12 protein-coding genes are annotated in these 16,275 nt (G+C 57.0%); 10 read left to right on the top strand and 2 right to left on the bottom strand.

Going from position 1 to position 16,275, the window contains the following annotated elements:
• Positions 1-169 precede the first annotated feature (169 nt).
• Both Pan181_RS06075 and Pan181_RS06070 read right to left on the bottom strand, forming a co-directional pair.
• Positions 170-997: a LamG domain-containing protein gene (locus Pan181_RS06075; RefSeq protein ID WP_145245978.1), complete on the bottom strand. Its 828-nt coding sequence runs from the start codon at positions 995-997 to the stop codon at positions 170-172.
• 40 nt (positions 998-1,037) lie between these two features.
• Entirely contained in the window at positions 1,038-5,300 is a 4,263-nt protein-coding gene (locus tag Pan181_RS06070; RefSeq protein ID WP_145245977.1) for a LamG-like jellyroll fold domain-containing protein, read from the bottom strand.
• 369 nt (positions 5,301-5,669) lie between these two features.
• On the opposite strand from Pan181_RS06070, the gene Pan181_RS06065 reads away from it, so the two are divergent.
• From Pan181_RS06065 to Pan181_RS06020, 10 genes are all read left to right on the top strand, one after another.
• Complete coding sequence (locus tag Pan181_RS06065) at positions 5,670-6,236, top strand: sigma-70 family RNA polymerase sigma factor (RefSeq protein WP_145245976.1); 567 nt, start codon at positions 5,670-5,672, stop codon at positions 6,234-6,236.
• Entirely contained in the window at positions 6,236-8,272 is a 2,037-nt protein-coding gene (locus Pan181_RS06060; protein WP_145245975.1) for a LamG domain-containing protein, read from the top strand. Before Pan181_RS06065 ends, Pan181_RS06060 begins: the two co-directional genes overlap by 1 nt.
• A 117-nt stretch (positions 8,273-8,389) precedes the next feature.
• Entirely contained in the window at positions 8,390-9,397 is a 1,008-nt protein-coding gene (locus Pan181_RS06055) for a DUF1559 domain-containing protein (protein ID WP_145245974.1), read from the top strand.
• Between the two features lie 54 nt (positions 9,398-9,451).
• Positions 9,452-9,883, top strand: a complete 432-nt coding sequence (locus tag Pan181_RS06050) for a hypothetical protein (protein WP_145245973.1) — start codon at positions 9,452-9,454, stop codon at positions 9,881-9,883.
• Positions 9,884-10,783: 900 nt separating this feature from the next.
• A complete protein-coding gene (locus tag Pan181_RS06045; protein WP_197528962.1) occupies positions 10,784-10,966 on the top strand; it encodes a hypothetical protein in 183 nt (60 codons plus the stop codon).
• A gap of 616 nt (positions 10,967-11,582) precedes the next feature.
• Complete coding sequence (locus Pan181_RS06040) at positions 11,583-12,173, top strand: hypothetical protein (RefSeq protein ID WP_145245971.1); 591 nt, start codon at positions 11,583-11,585, stop codon at positions 12,171-12,173.
• A 559-nt stretch (positions 12,174-12,732) separates the two neighbouring features.
• Positions 12,733-13,329 (top strand): hypothetical protein, encoded by a 597-nt coding sequence (locus tag Pan181_RS06035; RefSeq protein WP_145245970.1) that lies wholly within the window; start codon positions 12,733-12,735, stop codon positions 13,327-13,329.
• Between the two features lie 337 nt (positions 13,330-13,666).
• Positions 13,667-14,287, top strand: coding sequence for a hypothetical protein (locus Pan181_RS06030; RefSeq protein WP_145245969.1), 621 nt, complete (start codon positions 13,667-13,669; stop codon positions 14,285-14,287).
• Between the two features lie 331 nt (positions 14,288-14,618).
• Positions 14,619-15,242 carry a hypothetical protein gene (locus tag Pan181_RS06025; RefSeq protein WP_145245968.1) on the top strand — a complete coding sequence of 208 codons (624 nt, stop codon included), beginning with the start codon at positions 14,619-14,621 and terminating at the stop codon, positions 15,240-15,242.
• Between the two features lie 356 nt (positions 15,243-15,598).
• Positions 15,599-16,240, top strand: a complete 642-nt coding sequence (locus Pan181_RS06020; RefSeq protein WP_145245967.1) for a hypothetical protein — start codon at positions 15,599-15,601, stop codon at positions 16,238-16,240.
• Positions 16,241-16,275 lie beyond the last annotated feature (35 nt).

Below are 16,275 nucleotides of genomic sequence, written 5' to 3'. Positions count from 1 at the left end.
AGCGCCAAACGCTGCTCTCGACCTCGAAAACCGATTTCCATACTACTTTTCATATCGCCTACAATTCCGCGGGAAGTGAATCGCAACTCTGTTCCGTAATCTCTGTAAGTAAGCTGCCGGACGAGTAGACGTGCTCCTCGTCCGGCAACTGCCATTCCTAACAAATCTGCTAAGCCCGGCGACGAACACCAACAGCCAACAGGGTAGTCAATCCACCCAACAACATCAAAGCGGTCGATGGCTCTGGCACCTGAGTCGGGAGCAACGAGCCTTCGTAGATGCCCTGGATCTGGGCGGGGGTGAGCGTGCCGCTGTAGATGGCAACATCGTCGAGCGATCCATCGAGCCCACGAGCAACCTGCGTGGTGTAGTTCACGTTGAACGCTCCCAGGTACTGATCGGCATCCCAACCACCCACAGCGTCACCAAAGCTGGCATCGAGCGAGCCAACCACCGTGGAACCATCGACATAGAGTTCAATACCGGTTGTGGGATCGTAGTTGGCAGCAACAAAGTGCCACTGGTCGTCTTCCAGACCACCTTCAGGAGCGTACGTAGCAGCCCCACCACCACCGGCGCCATCCATGCGGAAAGCCAGCGTGTCGCTATTGCCAATGTAGAGCGACTGCGGGCCATCGCCGCCGTTGCCGCTGAAGTCGAACAGGCCGCGGGGGTTCGTGGTACCGTCGTCGGCGATCTTGAACCAATAGGTAAAGGCGTAGGCACCAATGACGTCGGCACCAGTCGTGTCGACGAAGCCCTCTTCCGTGAAAGCACCGCCGCCGGCGAGCGAACCGGGGAACGTAGCAGCAGTGGCTCCATCGTGTCCGACGCTGGTCGTGACTTCGGATCCAGCGGTTCCGTCGGCCGCGCCAACCTTATCGGCGTAGCTGGTTTCGAAGTCCCAGTAATGCAGAATTTGGGCCGCGGAAGCGGTCGAGGCGAACACAAGAAGCGCCAGGACAGCACTTCCAACGCATAGTTGTTGAAGTCTCATTAGTCAGTTTCTCCCAAGAATAGATCACCAAAAGAATAAATCACCTGTAACGTCGAATGCCTGCGCTAAGAGCAACGCCGAGCAATAGTGTGGCGAGCGTCGTTGGCTCGGGTACCGCAGTGCTGCCGAGCTGAGAAAAGTCGAGCCCGGCCAGTCCGGCGGCTACCGCGATGCCGTTGAACTCGACCGCGTCGCCGAGGTCGACGATGCCATCGAAGTTCAAGTCGCCGTTGGCATAGCTGTTCAGATCGCCGACCAGGATGCTATTCACACGATTTTCGCTAAGCCAACCAGCCATGAATTGATTGATGTCGGCACTGGTCACTGCCCCGTCGCCGGTGATATCGCCAAACGTTGCAATCTCCGCAGCAATGTAGTCGTTGTCGACCGCCGGATCGAACGAACCATACTGCACGCGGGGTAATTCGGTATCGGTACCAAAGAAGTCGGTGAACGTGGTCTTCTGCGAAGTGCCGGCGACAAACATCTCCATCTCGTCGATCGAACCATCGAAGAACTCAATGGGGTTGCCAGTTGAGTCCATGTTGGCGCCGACCGTCAGGTCGCCCCCTTCCCCCTCCAACGTGGTGTTGGCCGCGCCGTAAGTGCCGGAGGTCGCGGTGACCGCAATGCCATCGACGTACATCACGGCATTAAAAGCCGGTGCCGCGGTGCTTCCCCCCGACCGCTCGGCCGCGACCACCATGACGTGCGACCAGTCGTTCACAGCCGCGGACACGCCGGAGTCGTAATTGGTCGAAGCGTATCGCATGACCCAATTGCCGGTTGTCCCTATGGCCAGTCCATGGCTCGTGGTATCGCGAACTACGGTTTGAGTCGAGCCGCCTGCGACATCGGGATTCACCCACAATTGAAACCCGCGGGCTTGGATGCCTTTATAATTCAAAGGGCCATCGCCGTAGCTGATGCTGAGCACGTAGTCGGCCGAAGCATTCGAGGCTTCCGGATTGCCGAGAAAACCACCACGAAAGTACCCTGTGGTTCCATCAAAGTCTGCTGCATAGTTGTTGCTGAATCCTCGAGCAGTGCTCTGCGGCGAGGTCGCCGGAGCAACCGACGTGGTGTAGCTCGCCCCGCCGTACCCGCCCATCGGCGAGTCTTCGTAGTCGAGGCTCGGATTATCGGCCCCATTCAGTGCGGGGTCGAACCAGCTATCGGCAACCGAAGTAATGGTCACCCCATTGCCTGGCGACTCCTGCGAGGTGTCATCGCCGAACGAATAGAGACGGTCGGTGGTGACTTCTGCCTGAACAGCGGTCGCGCAGCCGAGTAGCAGCACGAGCGACGCGACCGCGCGAGCCGAGCGACGCACGCCGAATGCGGCCATCGCGAGAAACACCACCATGATCGTTGCGGGCTCCGGGACATTGGCCGCCTCGACGGCCGAAAGCGATCCGCTGGTCGCCCCGAAGTTGGATTTCCAAGCTTGGTAGTCCGAAGCATCGATGCCGCCACCGTTTCCCGTGCCCGGGGCGAAGGCCGACTCGTCGGACGAGCCCAGATTGTCGCGCCAGACCGTGTAGTCGGCGAGATTCACCATGCCGTCGCCATTAAAGTCGCCAGCCATCGCAGGAGTGCTAACATAGGTCACGTCGCCTTCGACGTAAACGCCGCTAGCGTCGCGATAGATGAAGCTCAGATCCTGTGGCATGTCAGTGCGGAAAATCGAGCCCAAGCTGATCGGAGTCGTGCTGCTGGTGAAGGTCGAGAAACCGTCGAGGTAAACTTCGCCGAGCGCTGCGTCGCTGCTACCACCAGCGGACTCCCATCCATTTCCACTGCCATCGCCAGCGGGGAAACCTGTGAGGTCTTGATCTTCCAGACTCGACCACTTCGAAACGTCGAGCGATTCGCTCCCCTCGCTAACGATCTCGTAATAATCGAAGTCGATCGGATTGATGCCCGAGTAACTCAGCTTGACCACTCCAGTAGTGGTATTTACTTCGATGCCAATCGGCTCGGGCAAGAAAGCATCGGGCGTGAGGGCCGAGGTGTAGAGTCCTGCGATCTCGTCGGAGGTCAGCACCCCGCTGTAAATGGCCATGTCGTCGAGACTGCCATTCATCCCCCGCGAGGCAACCGTGGCAACGTTGAACGCTCCCAAGTACTGATCAGGACTCCAATCAACCGTGCCGACCCCGGTGGCCAGTGCACTCGCATCGACCCCGGCTCCGTCGACATGGACTTCGAGGTTGCCAGTAGGATCGAACGTGGCAGCCAAGAAGTGCCATTGATCGTCCTCTAGCGGCAGGTCGACCAATGCCAACGCGTTGCCGCTGCCGACACCATCGACACGGAAGGCGAGCTTATTTTCATTCGTCCCGGTCTGTATCCACAGCGACTGAGGACCGTCGCCTCCGTTGCCGCTGAAGTCGAAAATTCCGCGGGCATCCGTCGTGTCGTCTACCGCCAGTTTGAACCAGTAGCTAAACGAGAAAGCAGCATTGCCGGTATTCGTGGTTTTGGTGCTATCGATATCGACGTAACCGGTCGCATCGAAGGCTTCGCCACTGGCGAGCGCGGCAGGGAAGTAAGCGGCCGTGTTACCGTTATGCCCGGTAACGCTCACCACCTCGGCTCCCGCGGTGCCGTCGGCCAGACCGGCCTTGTCTTCGTAGGAGCCTTCGAAATCCCAGTAATGCAGTAGTTCAACGGCCGAAACCTCGGCAGCAGTGCTCACCAAGATCAAAAGGGCCACCATGGTTTTGATAATAGAACGCGGATACCTCTTCACGGTCTTCGTTTCCTCATGATTAATACGTGCATACGTAAGATTTTGCGACGAACGCCATTTACTTGCCCCCAACAGCAGCAAGCCACCAAGTAACGCGAGCATCCACGTGGAAGGCTCGGGAACTGCAGCGGTGCCAGAGATCAGCGATTGGAGCGCACCAGGGCCGCGAGCGGTGTCGTAGAGAGCCTCAAACAAGTCGAAGTCGCTCCGGTCGTTGTCGCCATCGAGATCGATATCGCCCAGCAGATAAGCTTCGCGTTTGGTAAGCGTGGGAAACTGCGAAAGCAAGTTCGAGCGGAAGATCTCCCAGTCGGCCGCATCAACATCGCCACTGAGGTCAAGGTCGCCCTGCGGGAAGGCGGTGCCGGTGTTTATATAACTGACGCCGATCGCTTGACGCTCGCCGTTGTGGAAAATGATTTCCGCGGTGATGTCGCCAACGGCCTCGTAAGGAAGCGGTGACCACACATTCCCCAGATTGAGCGGGGTTCCGCCGCTGGCGAGCGATCCGCCATCGCCATTGATCGTGAACTCGCTAAGATCCGAAGAAGTAGGCTGGCTGGTGTCGGTGATTTCGAACCAAGTGTCGTTTCCATCGAAGCTGGAGCTACCGCTGTCGGCATCGTAGTTCTCGGCAACGCTCAACCAATTTGCGGTGCTTAGGTTGCCCGCGTCAGAGTGCAACGTGTAGCCGACGATCTCGTTGACTGTCGAACCATACTCATTGTGTAGCGAGATGTTGCCGGTCACCGCGTCGACCACAAACCCAAAGGTGGGCAGCGTGCTCGGAACCTGCGAAGCAATCGAGGAGCTGCTAAGCTCTTCGTTCCACAACCGCACTTCATCGATCACTCCCTCGAAGGGGAATTGCCCGTTCACGCGCTGGCCGATGCGGACCAGCCCATTGGTTGTTGCGATCGTGGTGTCGAGCACCCCGCTGAAGGGGGTGGTGCTCGCGTCGCCATCGAGTTGACCATCGACGTACAACTTGATGTCGTCCACGCTTCCCGCATCGGGAACCGTTACCGCAACGTGATGCCATTGGCCATCGTTCACCGGCGTGTTGGCCACCGCGTAGCCTCCGGAGACCTCGAGTCGCAAGGCACCCATCACTCCCTGGCTGGATGTGTTATTCGTGCGAAACGTAAATCGGCTGTTCAGCGCTTCGGTACCCGAGTCGGCGATCGTCAGGTTGCCGTCGCTGGTGGTTCGCACCCAGGCACTAATCGTTCGCGGCAAGCTATCGGTCACCCCTTCGAGCGTGTCGCTCAGCAAGTAGTTGTCGATGCCGCCAGAGGGAAACTGTAAAGCAGCAGAGTTACCGCTGGCTGGGGCGAGCAGGTTGGTGACCCATTGGATGTCGCCAAATAGTGTTGCGTCGCCTGCCGAGCCGCCAGCCGACGAAGCGGTTTCGCCGCCGGTTCCCTCGTTCATGGCATAACGGGCGATCTCTACCGCACGGCAGTCGCTGCCCGCGAGGCCTACGCTCAGTAATCCCAGCCCCACCACCACGGCAATCCGCAGCGCAAGTCGGTACGCAACCAACATATAGCTATCCTCTGCTAATCAATATGAAATGAATAATGCACTGGTATTCAAACGACGTTGCGATCGAATACGCCCGCCTCACCCCGCCCGAGGTATTCACGTCCAAGCTGGCCAGCCTTGCCAATCGAGAAGCACCACTCGACTCCGCTACTCCATCCCTGCGGGTTGAGCGGCTAAGTATTCACTGCCGGTGCTGGCAAAAGTAAACTGAAGAAATCGTTTTTTTCTTACAAATTGCCCAATCGCATCCTCCGCGAGGGTTGGAGCCAACCGTTTTGTCATTTCTCAACTTTTCTGGATGTATCTCTCAAGACTTCGGCAGTTAACTAACCGGCTTACTATCTCAGGCGGGTTACGAGGTATGTGCGAGTGATCAATCCTTACGACCCAAGCAGTGCACCCGACTCCGACGGCGATCGGGCGGCCGAGTTCATGGAACTCCTAGCCGCGCGGCAAGGTCAGATCTTCGGGTACATATTTGCGATTATCTCCAACGCGACCGACGCTCAAGACGTGTATCAACAGACCGTCATGGCGCTCTGGCGTAAGTTCGATGAATTTGAGAAGGACAGCAATTTCACCGCTTGGGCCTTGAAGGTCGCTTACTACGAAGTGCAGATGTACCGCCGAGCAAACTCGAGGTCGAAGCTGCTCTTTAGCGACGATCTGGTAGCCATGCTTTCCGACTCGCAACTGGAAGCAACCGCCGGGCTGGAAGAGTCCGGCGACCGCCTGGCGAACCTGCAGCACTGTTTGTCGAAGCTCAAAGGTGCCGATCGTGAATTAGTGCGAATGTCGTACGAAGAGCGAACTCCGGTGCTCGAAATGGCCAAGCTGCTGAAACGGTCGTCGCAGAGCATTTGCAACTCCCTGCGTCGCATTCGCATGGCTTTGCTCAAATGTGTAGATAGCCAACAAGCCAGGAATGGAGCCTGATGAATCGCCCCGGTTACCAAGATCCCGTTTGGCAATGGATCGACCAGCGCATCGCGGGTACGATCTCGGCCGAAGACGCCCAGCGGCTCGAAGACCGCCTGGCTAGCGATCCCCATGCGCGGCGGTTGTATCTGGATTACTGCCGGCTGCATGCGGAACTGATGCTCGAAGCCCGCGACAGCATGGCTTCGCGCGTGGCGATGGAACAAATCTCGGCGGCCCAGCTCGGGACGCTCACCTGCGAAGCTCCATCGAAAACGCCCAAACACGACTGGCGACGGACCACCCTCCCCTGGGCGATCGCTGCAGCATTGCTGCTGGCCGTTACCACCTGGGCGTTCGTCGCAAGCAACGGTTCGCGCGACTCGGCAACTGTTGCCGTGGAGTCGAACGACGACCAATCCACGACGACTCCCCCCACCGAGCCAATCTCCGACAGCCCAGACAACAGCATTCCCGACACGATCGATCCACCAGCAGACAACACGCCACAAATAGCGGAAAACCAGCCAAATACTGGCAATTCTGCCGCTGCTGGTGACTCCGCACCCGATACGATCGCCGGGACCGGCGACACACCGACCACGCATGACAGTTTGGCGACCGACGACGAATCGTCGAAGCCGGTCGCTTCGATCGCGAACATCCGTGATGCCCGCTGGGCGGCTGGTGCTCAGGAGTTTGTCGAGGGCGACACCCTGCTCCCTGGTAGCCGCCTCGCGATTGAGCAAGGCTGGATCGAGCTGCACCTTGCCGCGGGTGGCAAGGTCGACCTCGTTGGTCCGGCCGAGCTGGTTGTCGAGTCGCCTTCGGCCTGTCGACTCGAAGCGGGCAAAGTGTCGGCCAACATCTCGAACCAGGCGAGCGGCTTCGCGGTACGCACGGAGAAGAACGAAATCGTCAGTCTGACCGCCGACTTCAGCATGCAGGTGAAAGACAACCGCGAAGTCTCGGTGCACGTGCACTCCGGCGAGGTCGTCTTCTGGAACCCCGGCGGAACCAGCAAAGAAGTCCATGTACTGGCTGGCAACTCGGTGGTTGCTTCGCCTCGTCGGACATCGCTCGACTACGGGATAGCGAGCACCACGCGATTTGCTGGGCCCACGAATAACAATCTGGCCTCCGCTGCGGCACCCACGGCCACGCTGCCGATCACCCGCAATCTGGCACTCTGGCTCACCGCCGAGTCGCGGATGGTGACCGACGACGAGGGACACATCCTCGCTTGGCCCGACCGAGCCGCAAACGATGGCGACACCAACGAAGACGCCTGGCAGCACGAGCCCGAGGCTCGGCCCACGCTGGTTGAAGACGGCATTGGCCACCGCCCTTCGGTGCACTTCGATGGCGAGAACGACTACATCACGACCGAGCCGCTGCTGTCGACGCCCGACCAAACCCTGTTTTTCGTGTTCCGTTCGGCTAGCGACTTCGCCCCGCCAACCACGCATGGCGAGTCGGTCAAAACCTCGCGTCAGCTGATCAACTACAACGGACCGGTCCACCAGCCCAATACCCCGCGCCGCGAACCGCATCAAATCCACTCGCTGCAGATCTGCGACCGCTTGTTCCCCGGCATGTACTGGGGTCGGGTCTATGCGACGCCGCCGAGCAGCAGCAACGGTGGTTTGCACCTTGGTTCGGTGGCCACCCGGCGGTTGGTGCAAGTCGACGAAGCAGTGGTGCTGACCTACGCCTACCACCCGTCGCGAAATCGAGCCGGCATCTTCATCAACGGCGAGCTGCAAGGGGTCGACACTGCTCCTCTCGGCCGCGCGTATGTATCGCAAAAAGTGATTGGCCGCTCGCCCGCGTATCCTGCGTTTTTCCACGGCGATATGGCCGAAATCCTGATTTACAACCAAGCTCTCAACGGCGATCAGTTGAATCAAGTGAGTCGTTATCTGGGGCAAAAATTCTCGATCGAAGTGAGTGCAAAGGTCGAGGACCTCGCGGACCACCATCCGCAGCAAGTCAAAGTTCGTCAACGCGAAGACGTCGGGCCACTGGTGCACTGGCGCGATTCGAAAGATTGACATCCTACAGGCGCTTAATTTAGTGGGGTGAAGTGAGATTCCCGAGGGGGTTGTGCGCGAGCACGGGTCCGAGAATTCACTTACCGAACCTACTCGTAGCGGAGTGTTACACGAGTCATGAAACAAACGTCCATCAAGCGATCGGCTTTTACCCTGGTGGAACTGCTGGTGGTGATCGCCATTATCGGCATTCTGGTTGCCATGCTGCTGCCGGCCGTGCAGTCGGCTCGCGAAGCGGCACGGCGTACTGCTTGCCGCAACAACTTGAAGCAACTCGCGCTGTCGATGCTCAACTACGAGCAAACCCATCGCCAGCTTCCCCAAGGGGGCCAAGGCATCGACCCCGAAACCGGGATCTGGGGTTACGACATACAAAACAAACCATGCACGTCGTTCTTCAACTACCTGTTCCCTTACATCGAGCAGGACAGTATCGACGACATCTACGACTACGACATCCCCGTGCAGGCTCAGTCGGCAGCGGTGCAGGAAGTGCTGCGTCGCTACTACCCGATTTTCCACTGCCCAAGCGACGAAGCCCAGCAGATTCTGCAAGGTAACAACCTGCAATTCTCGGGCTACAAAGGCAACTACGGCGTGAACTGGGGCCAAAACACCTTCATGCTGCAAGGCAAGCAGGCGCCGTTCTTCCTGGAGTTCGGAGCCAAGCTCCGCCAGATCACCGACGGAACCACCCACACGTTCGCGTTTCTCGAAATGTGGCAAGTTTCTTCGCTCGACTCGAGCGAGTCGCTGGTCGACCGCCGGGGACGCTTGTGGAACTGCGAATCGGGATGCCATCAGATCACCGCGAAGTTCGGCCCGAACGACTCGTCGCCCGACAATAGCCGCTGCCACGATCGCCCCGAGTTCCCCTGCATCGAGTCGAACAACACCGGCAGCACCACGCCGTACGGTAGTTCGCGTTTCGAGCAGTACATCGTGTCGCGAAGCCGCCATCCCGGCGGGGTGCAGGTCGCGATGTGCGATGGATCGGCCACGTTTATCCAGGACGATGTCGAGTTGAACCTCTGGCGCAACATGACCAGCATCGCCGGCGAAGAAGTGGGGGCGGAGTACTCGCCGCCCGAAACGACTCGCCCCGGTCGACCAGGCCGTCCGTAGAGTCGGTTTGTATTGCGTGACCTTCATTTCTTCGCCCCCTTCGACGCTTCCGGTATGTCCACTCGATCCATTTCTTTCGTAACGCTTACGCTTCTGCTCGGGCTTGCCAGCCTAGTTGGTTGTTCCGAACCCACTCCCGACACCTACCCCCTGGCCGGCACGGTAACGCTTGACGACAAGCCGCTCGACCATGGCACGATGAACCTGGTGCCGATGGACTCCGGCAGCGGCTTGCCCGCGATCTCGATCGAGCAGGGAGCCTTCTCGTGCCCCGTGGAATCGGGACCCATCGCGGGGAACTATCGCGTGGAAATCACCGCCTCGGAAAAGACCGGGCGGATGATCGAAGACCCCGACTTCGCCGGCAAGCAGACCGAAGAAACGCGGCAACTGATTCCTCGCAGATACAACGTGCAGTCGACCCTCACGCTGTCGATTCCTGCGGACAACGCCGAGTCGCTCAAGTACGATTTGAAGTCACGCTAACAGCATCCCCAAACAGGGAGCGAACCGGCTCCCATCCTGCAGCTGAGCTATCAGTGCGGGGGGTAATTCCCAGCTTGCGGGCAGCAGCTGCGAAATTGCCCCCCGCCTACTTTTTTGCCCCCCTGCTCCGGCAATGCTCGCTCGCGAATAGATTCCCAATTTTCCCACCGATGGGAAAATTGAATCTTCGCCCACGCTACAAAACCAGTGGTTTTCACGCCCGAATAGATTCCCATTTCCCAGAACGCATCGAGTGGGAATCTACTTTCGCGGTGGGAATCCATCCCAAGTCGTGTATATGTATAGATTTACATCAACACCTCCGCGATAGTTGCCCAAAATAGATTCCCACCCATGGGAAACTATTTTGAGTTGGAAGTTGGATGTTGGGAGTTGGATGTAGAAATGTCATCTTGAAGGAGCTCCCAGCGACTGAAAGATCTAGCCTACTGCTTACAGCCTAAAGCCCAGAGCCAATAAAGCTTCCAGCGACGCAGCCCCACCATCGCATTAAAACCGCGCAGCAGCGAACGCCCACGCATGCAGCCATTCGCCTGCGAGTTACTAGTACTTCGATCTCATAAGCAAGCATCACATCGCAATCACCTCCTTTCACTGAAAAGCCAACAGCTCATAGCCGATAGCCGGCAGCCAACAACACATATTCATTTGATCACTACAAGTGGCCAATTTCCAATGAAAACCATTGAGAAAACAAACTCCCCCGCTTCGGCAAGGAACTGGTTCTGCTAGCCTTGCGATCCAAGTGAAGCACCATCGCCACGCGACGCTCGTATTGCGGGAGGTCGCACCATGATGTAGGGTGCGTTCTCGCAAAAACTCGCTTTTGATCGTGAGAAACCAATGAGATTTGCACTCTCTCTTTGCTGCTTCATAGCCATGGTGGGATGCGCTGGGCCTAAGTACCGCAATGTTGGTGTTGGGGTGTCCGAAGAGGAGCAGAAGGCAGCGGTTCGTTACGCGGCCGAGAACGACCTTACGTACGACGAAGCGCGGCGAGAACTATCGGCCGCAAACCCCACAGCCAAGCCGAAATTGCTGCAAGCCCAAGAGTCGCCCTGAACTGGCTTGCGATACGGCGGTCAGTGACGAACTCCAGTTCGCTAAGCTTTTCGCGGGTCCTTCACCAAAAGTGAACCTGACGACGCGCGAAGGCTCTTCGCAAGCCAGGTTTGCGAGGCATGGCATAAGACGGCCTTGGGAATCTCCCCCCAGACCTCAAAGCACTCCGCCGAGCAAGTTCACGATGCCTCATCTGTCGCTGCGATATCGATTCAACCATTGCTCAGGCACCGATCCGGGCACCCCATTTGGCTCAAGTAAGCACGAGCAACAATTACCCATTCGATAATTACAGCCTTAGCTATCAGTCAATTCCCGCGAAGCCACTCACCCCAAACGCCCCATTTCTCCCACTCCTTGATTTTGAGTGGACTGGCCAAGAACGCACGAACTCCACACCAACATATTTTCAGCATCCCGCACTCTATAAAACACGGCATTCCGAACTAATCAGTACCTGAAAGTCCACTTTCTCTCATCTTCCGCATCACCTAATCGGGGGAGTGGCGCGCCACTTGCGGATATCATCAGCGGGGGCTGTATCAGGGGCCGCCAAGGATTCTTGTTTATCCACATGCGTTATTCGAAATCCCTGGGTGTAAAGGAGCTTATTTAGATGCGAACACTACTAGCTGCAGCACTATTGGTGATGTTGGCTTCGCAGAGCGAAGCTGGATTCACTGTGTCTGCATCCACCACTGGCAATGGCACCCTAGAAATCAATGGCACGGCCGTTGCTAACGGTGCCACCTACGATGTTTTCGAAGGTTCTGGTTCGCTCGGCGACGATATGCCGCTCGATATCCCGGGAGCTGTCGCCACGGTTGCCGCTGGCACCGAGTTTGAGAGCTACATGTTCAACCTCTCAAAATCGCCCAATAATGGTACTCTCAACTACGAGCTGACCCTGACCTTCGATCAACCGATTCTCGGCATTCAGTTCGTGAACAACACGCTCGCTGACGGTTACACGCTGATGAATCAGGCTGGGAGCCCGTTTACCCCAATCGTGGCGAATGGCAGTATCAACCCAGATGACTCGATCACGATCTCTGGCAACAAGATCACCATCGCTGAGGGTGTTCTGAGGGGTGGATTTGATCCCTTCCGCGTACTGACCGCGGTGCCCGAGATGTCGACCATCCTTAGCTGGTCGGCCTTGGCTGGCGTCGGCTGCGTGCTATACCGCCGCCGCAAGCAAGCCTAAGCTTCGGCTTCCAGTCGAAGAGCTGCTACTAACAAGAAGGTCGCAGGATCCACGTATCCTGCGACCTTTTTTGCTGCGCTGATCGATATTCAAACACTTCACAGTGATGCCTATTGGGCTTTCCATGCTGCTCCGCCTGGCATCACCAGCAGTCTCTCGGCCATGGAGATCGGGTGCTGGTTCCAGACGAATCTCGCTGCACAAGATTACTCATTTGATAATTACCAATCTGCGTTGCAATCATTTTCGCACAATACGGATGGATCCCACACGCCGCAGACACCCCACTCCGCCCATTCGCTCAGTAGGACGACATTCAAGAAGGCGATCAGATAAACAACTCAGCAGCGTCGGGATGCCGCAATTCTGCGAATTTCAGCCCCCCGATGGAGCGGGTAATTAAATCCAAGCAATTCCGCAAACCTTTCTTAGCTATCTCGCTTAAGTGGCGCAGCACTTGCACTGATTAGCTCTCTGGTACACAACAGGAGTGCGCCAAGGATATATTGTTTTACCCGTGGCTTGGATTGAATCCTGGCGGATTAAGGAGCTTAACTACATGCGTACACTTTTAGCTGCAGCACTGCTCGTGATGCTTGCTTCGCACAGCGAAGCCGCATTCAGCGTGTCGGCAACCACCACTGGATCGGGAACCCTGCAGATCAATGGGGTTGCCGTCGACGATGTCACTGTCGACACCGTCTTCGAAGGATCGGGAGCGCTGATGGACGATATGCCCATCGACGTACCAGCACCTGGTCAAGTGAGTGAATTCACCGAATTCAGTAGCTACATGTTCAATGTGTCGAAGTCACCGGTGAACTCGACCGCACTTGGCTACACGCTGACCATTACTTTCGATCAGCCAATTCTGGGTATTCAGTTCGCCAGCGGCAAGCTTGCCACCGGTTACAGCCTGCTGGACGCCTCGCCTTCGTTCGATGCCATCCAACCGATTGGTGCATTCAACACGGGCAGCGGCGGCGATTCGATCACGATCGACGGCAATACCATTACAATTGCTACTGGTTTGGTGAGCACCGGAACGGATCCCTTCCGTATCCTGACCGCTGTACCTGAGATGTCGACCAACCTTAGCTGGTCGGCCCTGGCTGGCATCGGCTGCGTGCTTTATCGCCGCCGTAAGCAAGCCTAGGTTTCGGCACCTTAGCTGAGAAGCTGTAAAACACTTAGAAGGCCGCAGAGTCAACCGATTCTGCGGCCTTCTTTGCTGCGCGGTGCTTACCACTTCGATAAACAAGACTCCTCTGTCCGCCAACCGCCGCAAGCTGCCGAAATCTCCCCGTTCGACCGCCTACCAACAACCACAAAACACTTAAAAACAAGCGTTTTTCCAAAATCGACCAAAGAAGCCATTTCCCGCAAAAACCAATGGACAGCACCTGCGGGGTAATTACTATGCACTAGTAGCAGTAGTCGGTACCGGTAGAAAACAAAGCCATATTCCCACCTTAAGAAGAGAGCAACATTTGATGAAAACCAAACTGTCTTTGATTGCCGCGTTAGCGTTTGCCATCCTGCCTGGCACCGCTTTTTCGGCATTCAGTATTTCGTCTTCGGTCACCACCAATGGCAATGGCTCGCTCACTGTCAACAACGTGGCTGTCGACGATGTTGTCGAGGGCGATGTTTACGAAGGCACCGGGACGCTCAATGTCGACATGCCAGTCGACGTACCGGCTGCACCTGGAAGCGTTGCCGCTGGCACTGAGTTCAACAGCTATATGTTCAACCTGAGCCAATCGGGCGACGACGCTCAGCTGTTCTACACGCTGACCATTACGTTCGATAATCCCATCATTGGCATCCAGACCTCGAGCGGCTTCCTGAGCCAAGGCTTTACCTACCTGCTCGACGCCGGCAACACCTACGTGACCGACGGTTCGTTCGACGCAATTGCACCTGAAGGTAATTTCAATGAAACCGAGTCGATCAGCATCGATGGCGACACGGTCACCGTCACTGGCCGTTTGACCTACGGTAGCGACCCGTTCCGCGTACTGACCGCTGTGCCCGAGATGTCCACCATCCTCAGTTGGGCTGGGTTGGCTGGCATCGGCTGCGTGCTGTATCGCCGCCGCAAACAGGCCTAATTTCCATCGCCTGACCGATAACCTGCTATTCACTTCGAGGGCCGTAGGATCATCGTATTCTACGGCCTTCTTTGCTGCGCACTATCTATCAATTCGATAAATTAGAATCGCCCCGCCAAAGCAGGTTTACAACTCGACTTCTTAACGGAGGTTCGGGAATACGAAAACCGCAAATCACCCTATTAATTATGTGCTTTTCACCCATTCCCCGCTTTGCCGCTCATCGTTTTTGAAAATAGACGCTTGGTACAGCAATTGCCTTGAATTACAGTGGAACTAACCAAATTAATCGGCAATAGACCGAGATACCCACCTTGAAGTGAGCCCACCGATGAAAACCCACCTGTCTTGGATTGCCGCTCTGGCGCTTGCCATCCTGCCCGGCACCGCCTTCTCGGCATTCAGTATTTCCCCTTCTGTCACCACCAGTGGCACTGGCACGCTGACGATCAACAGCATCGCAGTTGACGACGTCACCAAGAGCGACGTGTTCGAAGGCACTGGCGCGCTAAATGTCGATATGCCGGTAGATGTGCCCGCCCTGACTGGTGTGGTAGACGCTGGCACCCCGTTCAGCAGCTACATGTTCAATGTATCGCAGTCGGGTGACACCACCCAGATGTCGTATACGCTGACCATTACGTTCGATAACCCCATCATTGGCATTCAGACCTCGAGCGGCTTCCTGAGCCAGGGCTACACCTACCTGCTCGATAACAGCAGCACCTACGTCACCGCTGGTTCTTTCGATGCGATTGCCCCCGAAGGCAACTACAACGGGGACGACAGCATTACGATCCAAGGGGACACCATCACGGTAGTCGCCAAAGGCCGCCTGACGAATGGCACCGACCCGTTCCGCGTGCTGACTGCCGTGCCTGAGATGACTACCATCCTCAGTTGGGCCGGACTGGCTGGCATCGGCTGCGTGCTATACCGCCGCTCGCGTAAGTAATCGCCTAACTGCGATTCGGCGAACGAGAACAACATCAAGCCGCTGGAGCCTTCGCTTCAGCGGCTTTTTGCGTTCACCAGCCGTTGTTTCTCCGTTTGATAAATTGCAGTTGTTTTTCGCCAGAATCAGAAGTCCCAGGCCAGTCGCCTAGCCTATTGCGAGATTTCCCAATCCTACCGAAACAGCGAAGCCCCCTATTTTACCGGCGAATTTCACTTTGCCGCAAAAACCTCACTCCGGCAGCTCCATACCTCCCTCCTCTGGCGCGACTTTTGCACTTAGTTTTCTAGATTGCCATGGTGCATCGATTTATCAATCTGCCTAACCGGCACCCACAGGGGAAAGAGACACACAACATGAGAACCTACCTATCCACACTGGCAGTTGCCGCCGCACTGCTGGTGCCTGCCTCGGCCTTCGGCGGTTTCACCCTTTCGGGCGACATCGAAGCGATCGCTCAGCCCACCGATGCCACTCCAGGTGCTACTTACAGCACGAACGACAACATCCTCATTTGGTCGGAAGGCGTGATTGATATCACCACGGCCGTGACCGTGAACCACGACGGTAGCGAAGCCACCATGCAGGGCATTGCTCCTAATGGCGTCGGCTCGAGCAACAACGTGCCGACCAGCGTCTCGGGTGAGTACCAGAGCTACATGATTCACTTCGACACTCCCGGCTCGCTGACCTACAAGTCGGCTACGATCACCTTCGATACCCCGATCCTCGGCATTGCCTTCGAGAACCCTGCCCTGCTTGCTACCGACCTGTCGGGAACCACCTACTGGAACAGCGGCGACCGCGGCCTTGAAGGTGGTGACTTCATTCAAGTAACCAACGGTGGCTACACACTGGTCCTAGACGTTATCGGCGTCAATGGTGTTGCCATCGATAACATTCGTGTGCTGACCGCCGTTCCTGAGATGACCACCATCCTCAGCTGGGCTGGACTGGCTGGCATCGGCTGCGTGCTGTACCGCCGCTCACGTAAGTAAGCGACGAGAGACATCGCCAACAATTAAAAAAGGCC

Origin of the sequence: Aeoliella mucimassa, assembly GCF_007748035.1 — a bacterium.
In the GTDB taxonomy this organism is placed as follows: domain Bacteria; phylum Planctomycetota; class Planctomycetia; order Pirellulales; family Lacipirellulaceae; genus Aeoliella; species Aeoliella mucimassa.
This window is presented reverse-complemented; position numbering and strand designations above follow the sequence as displayed.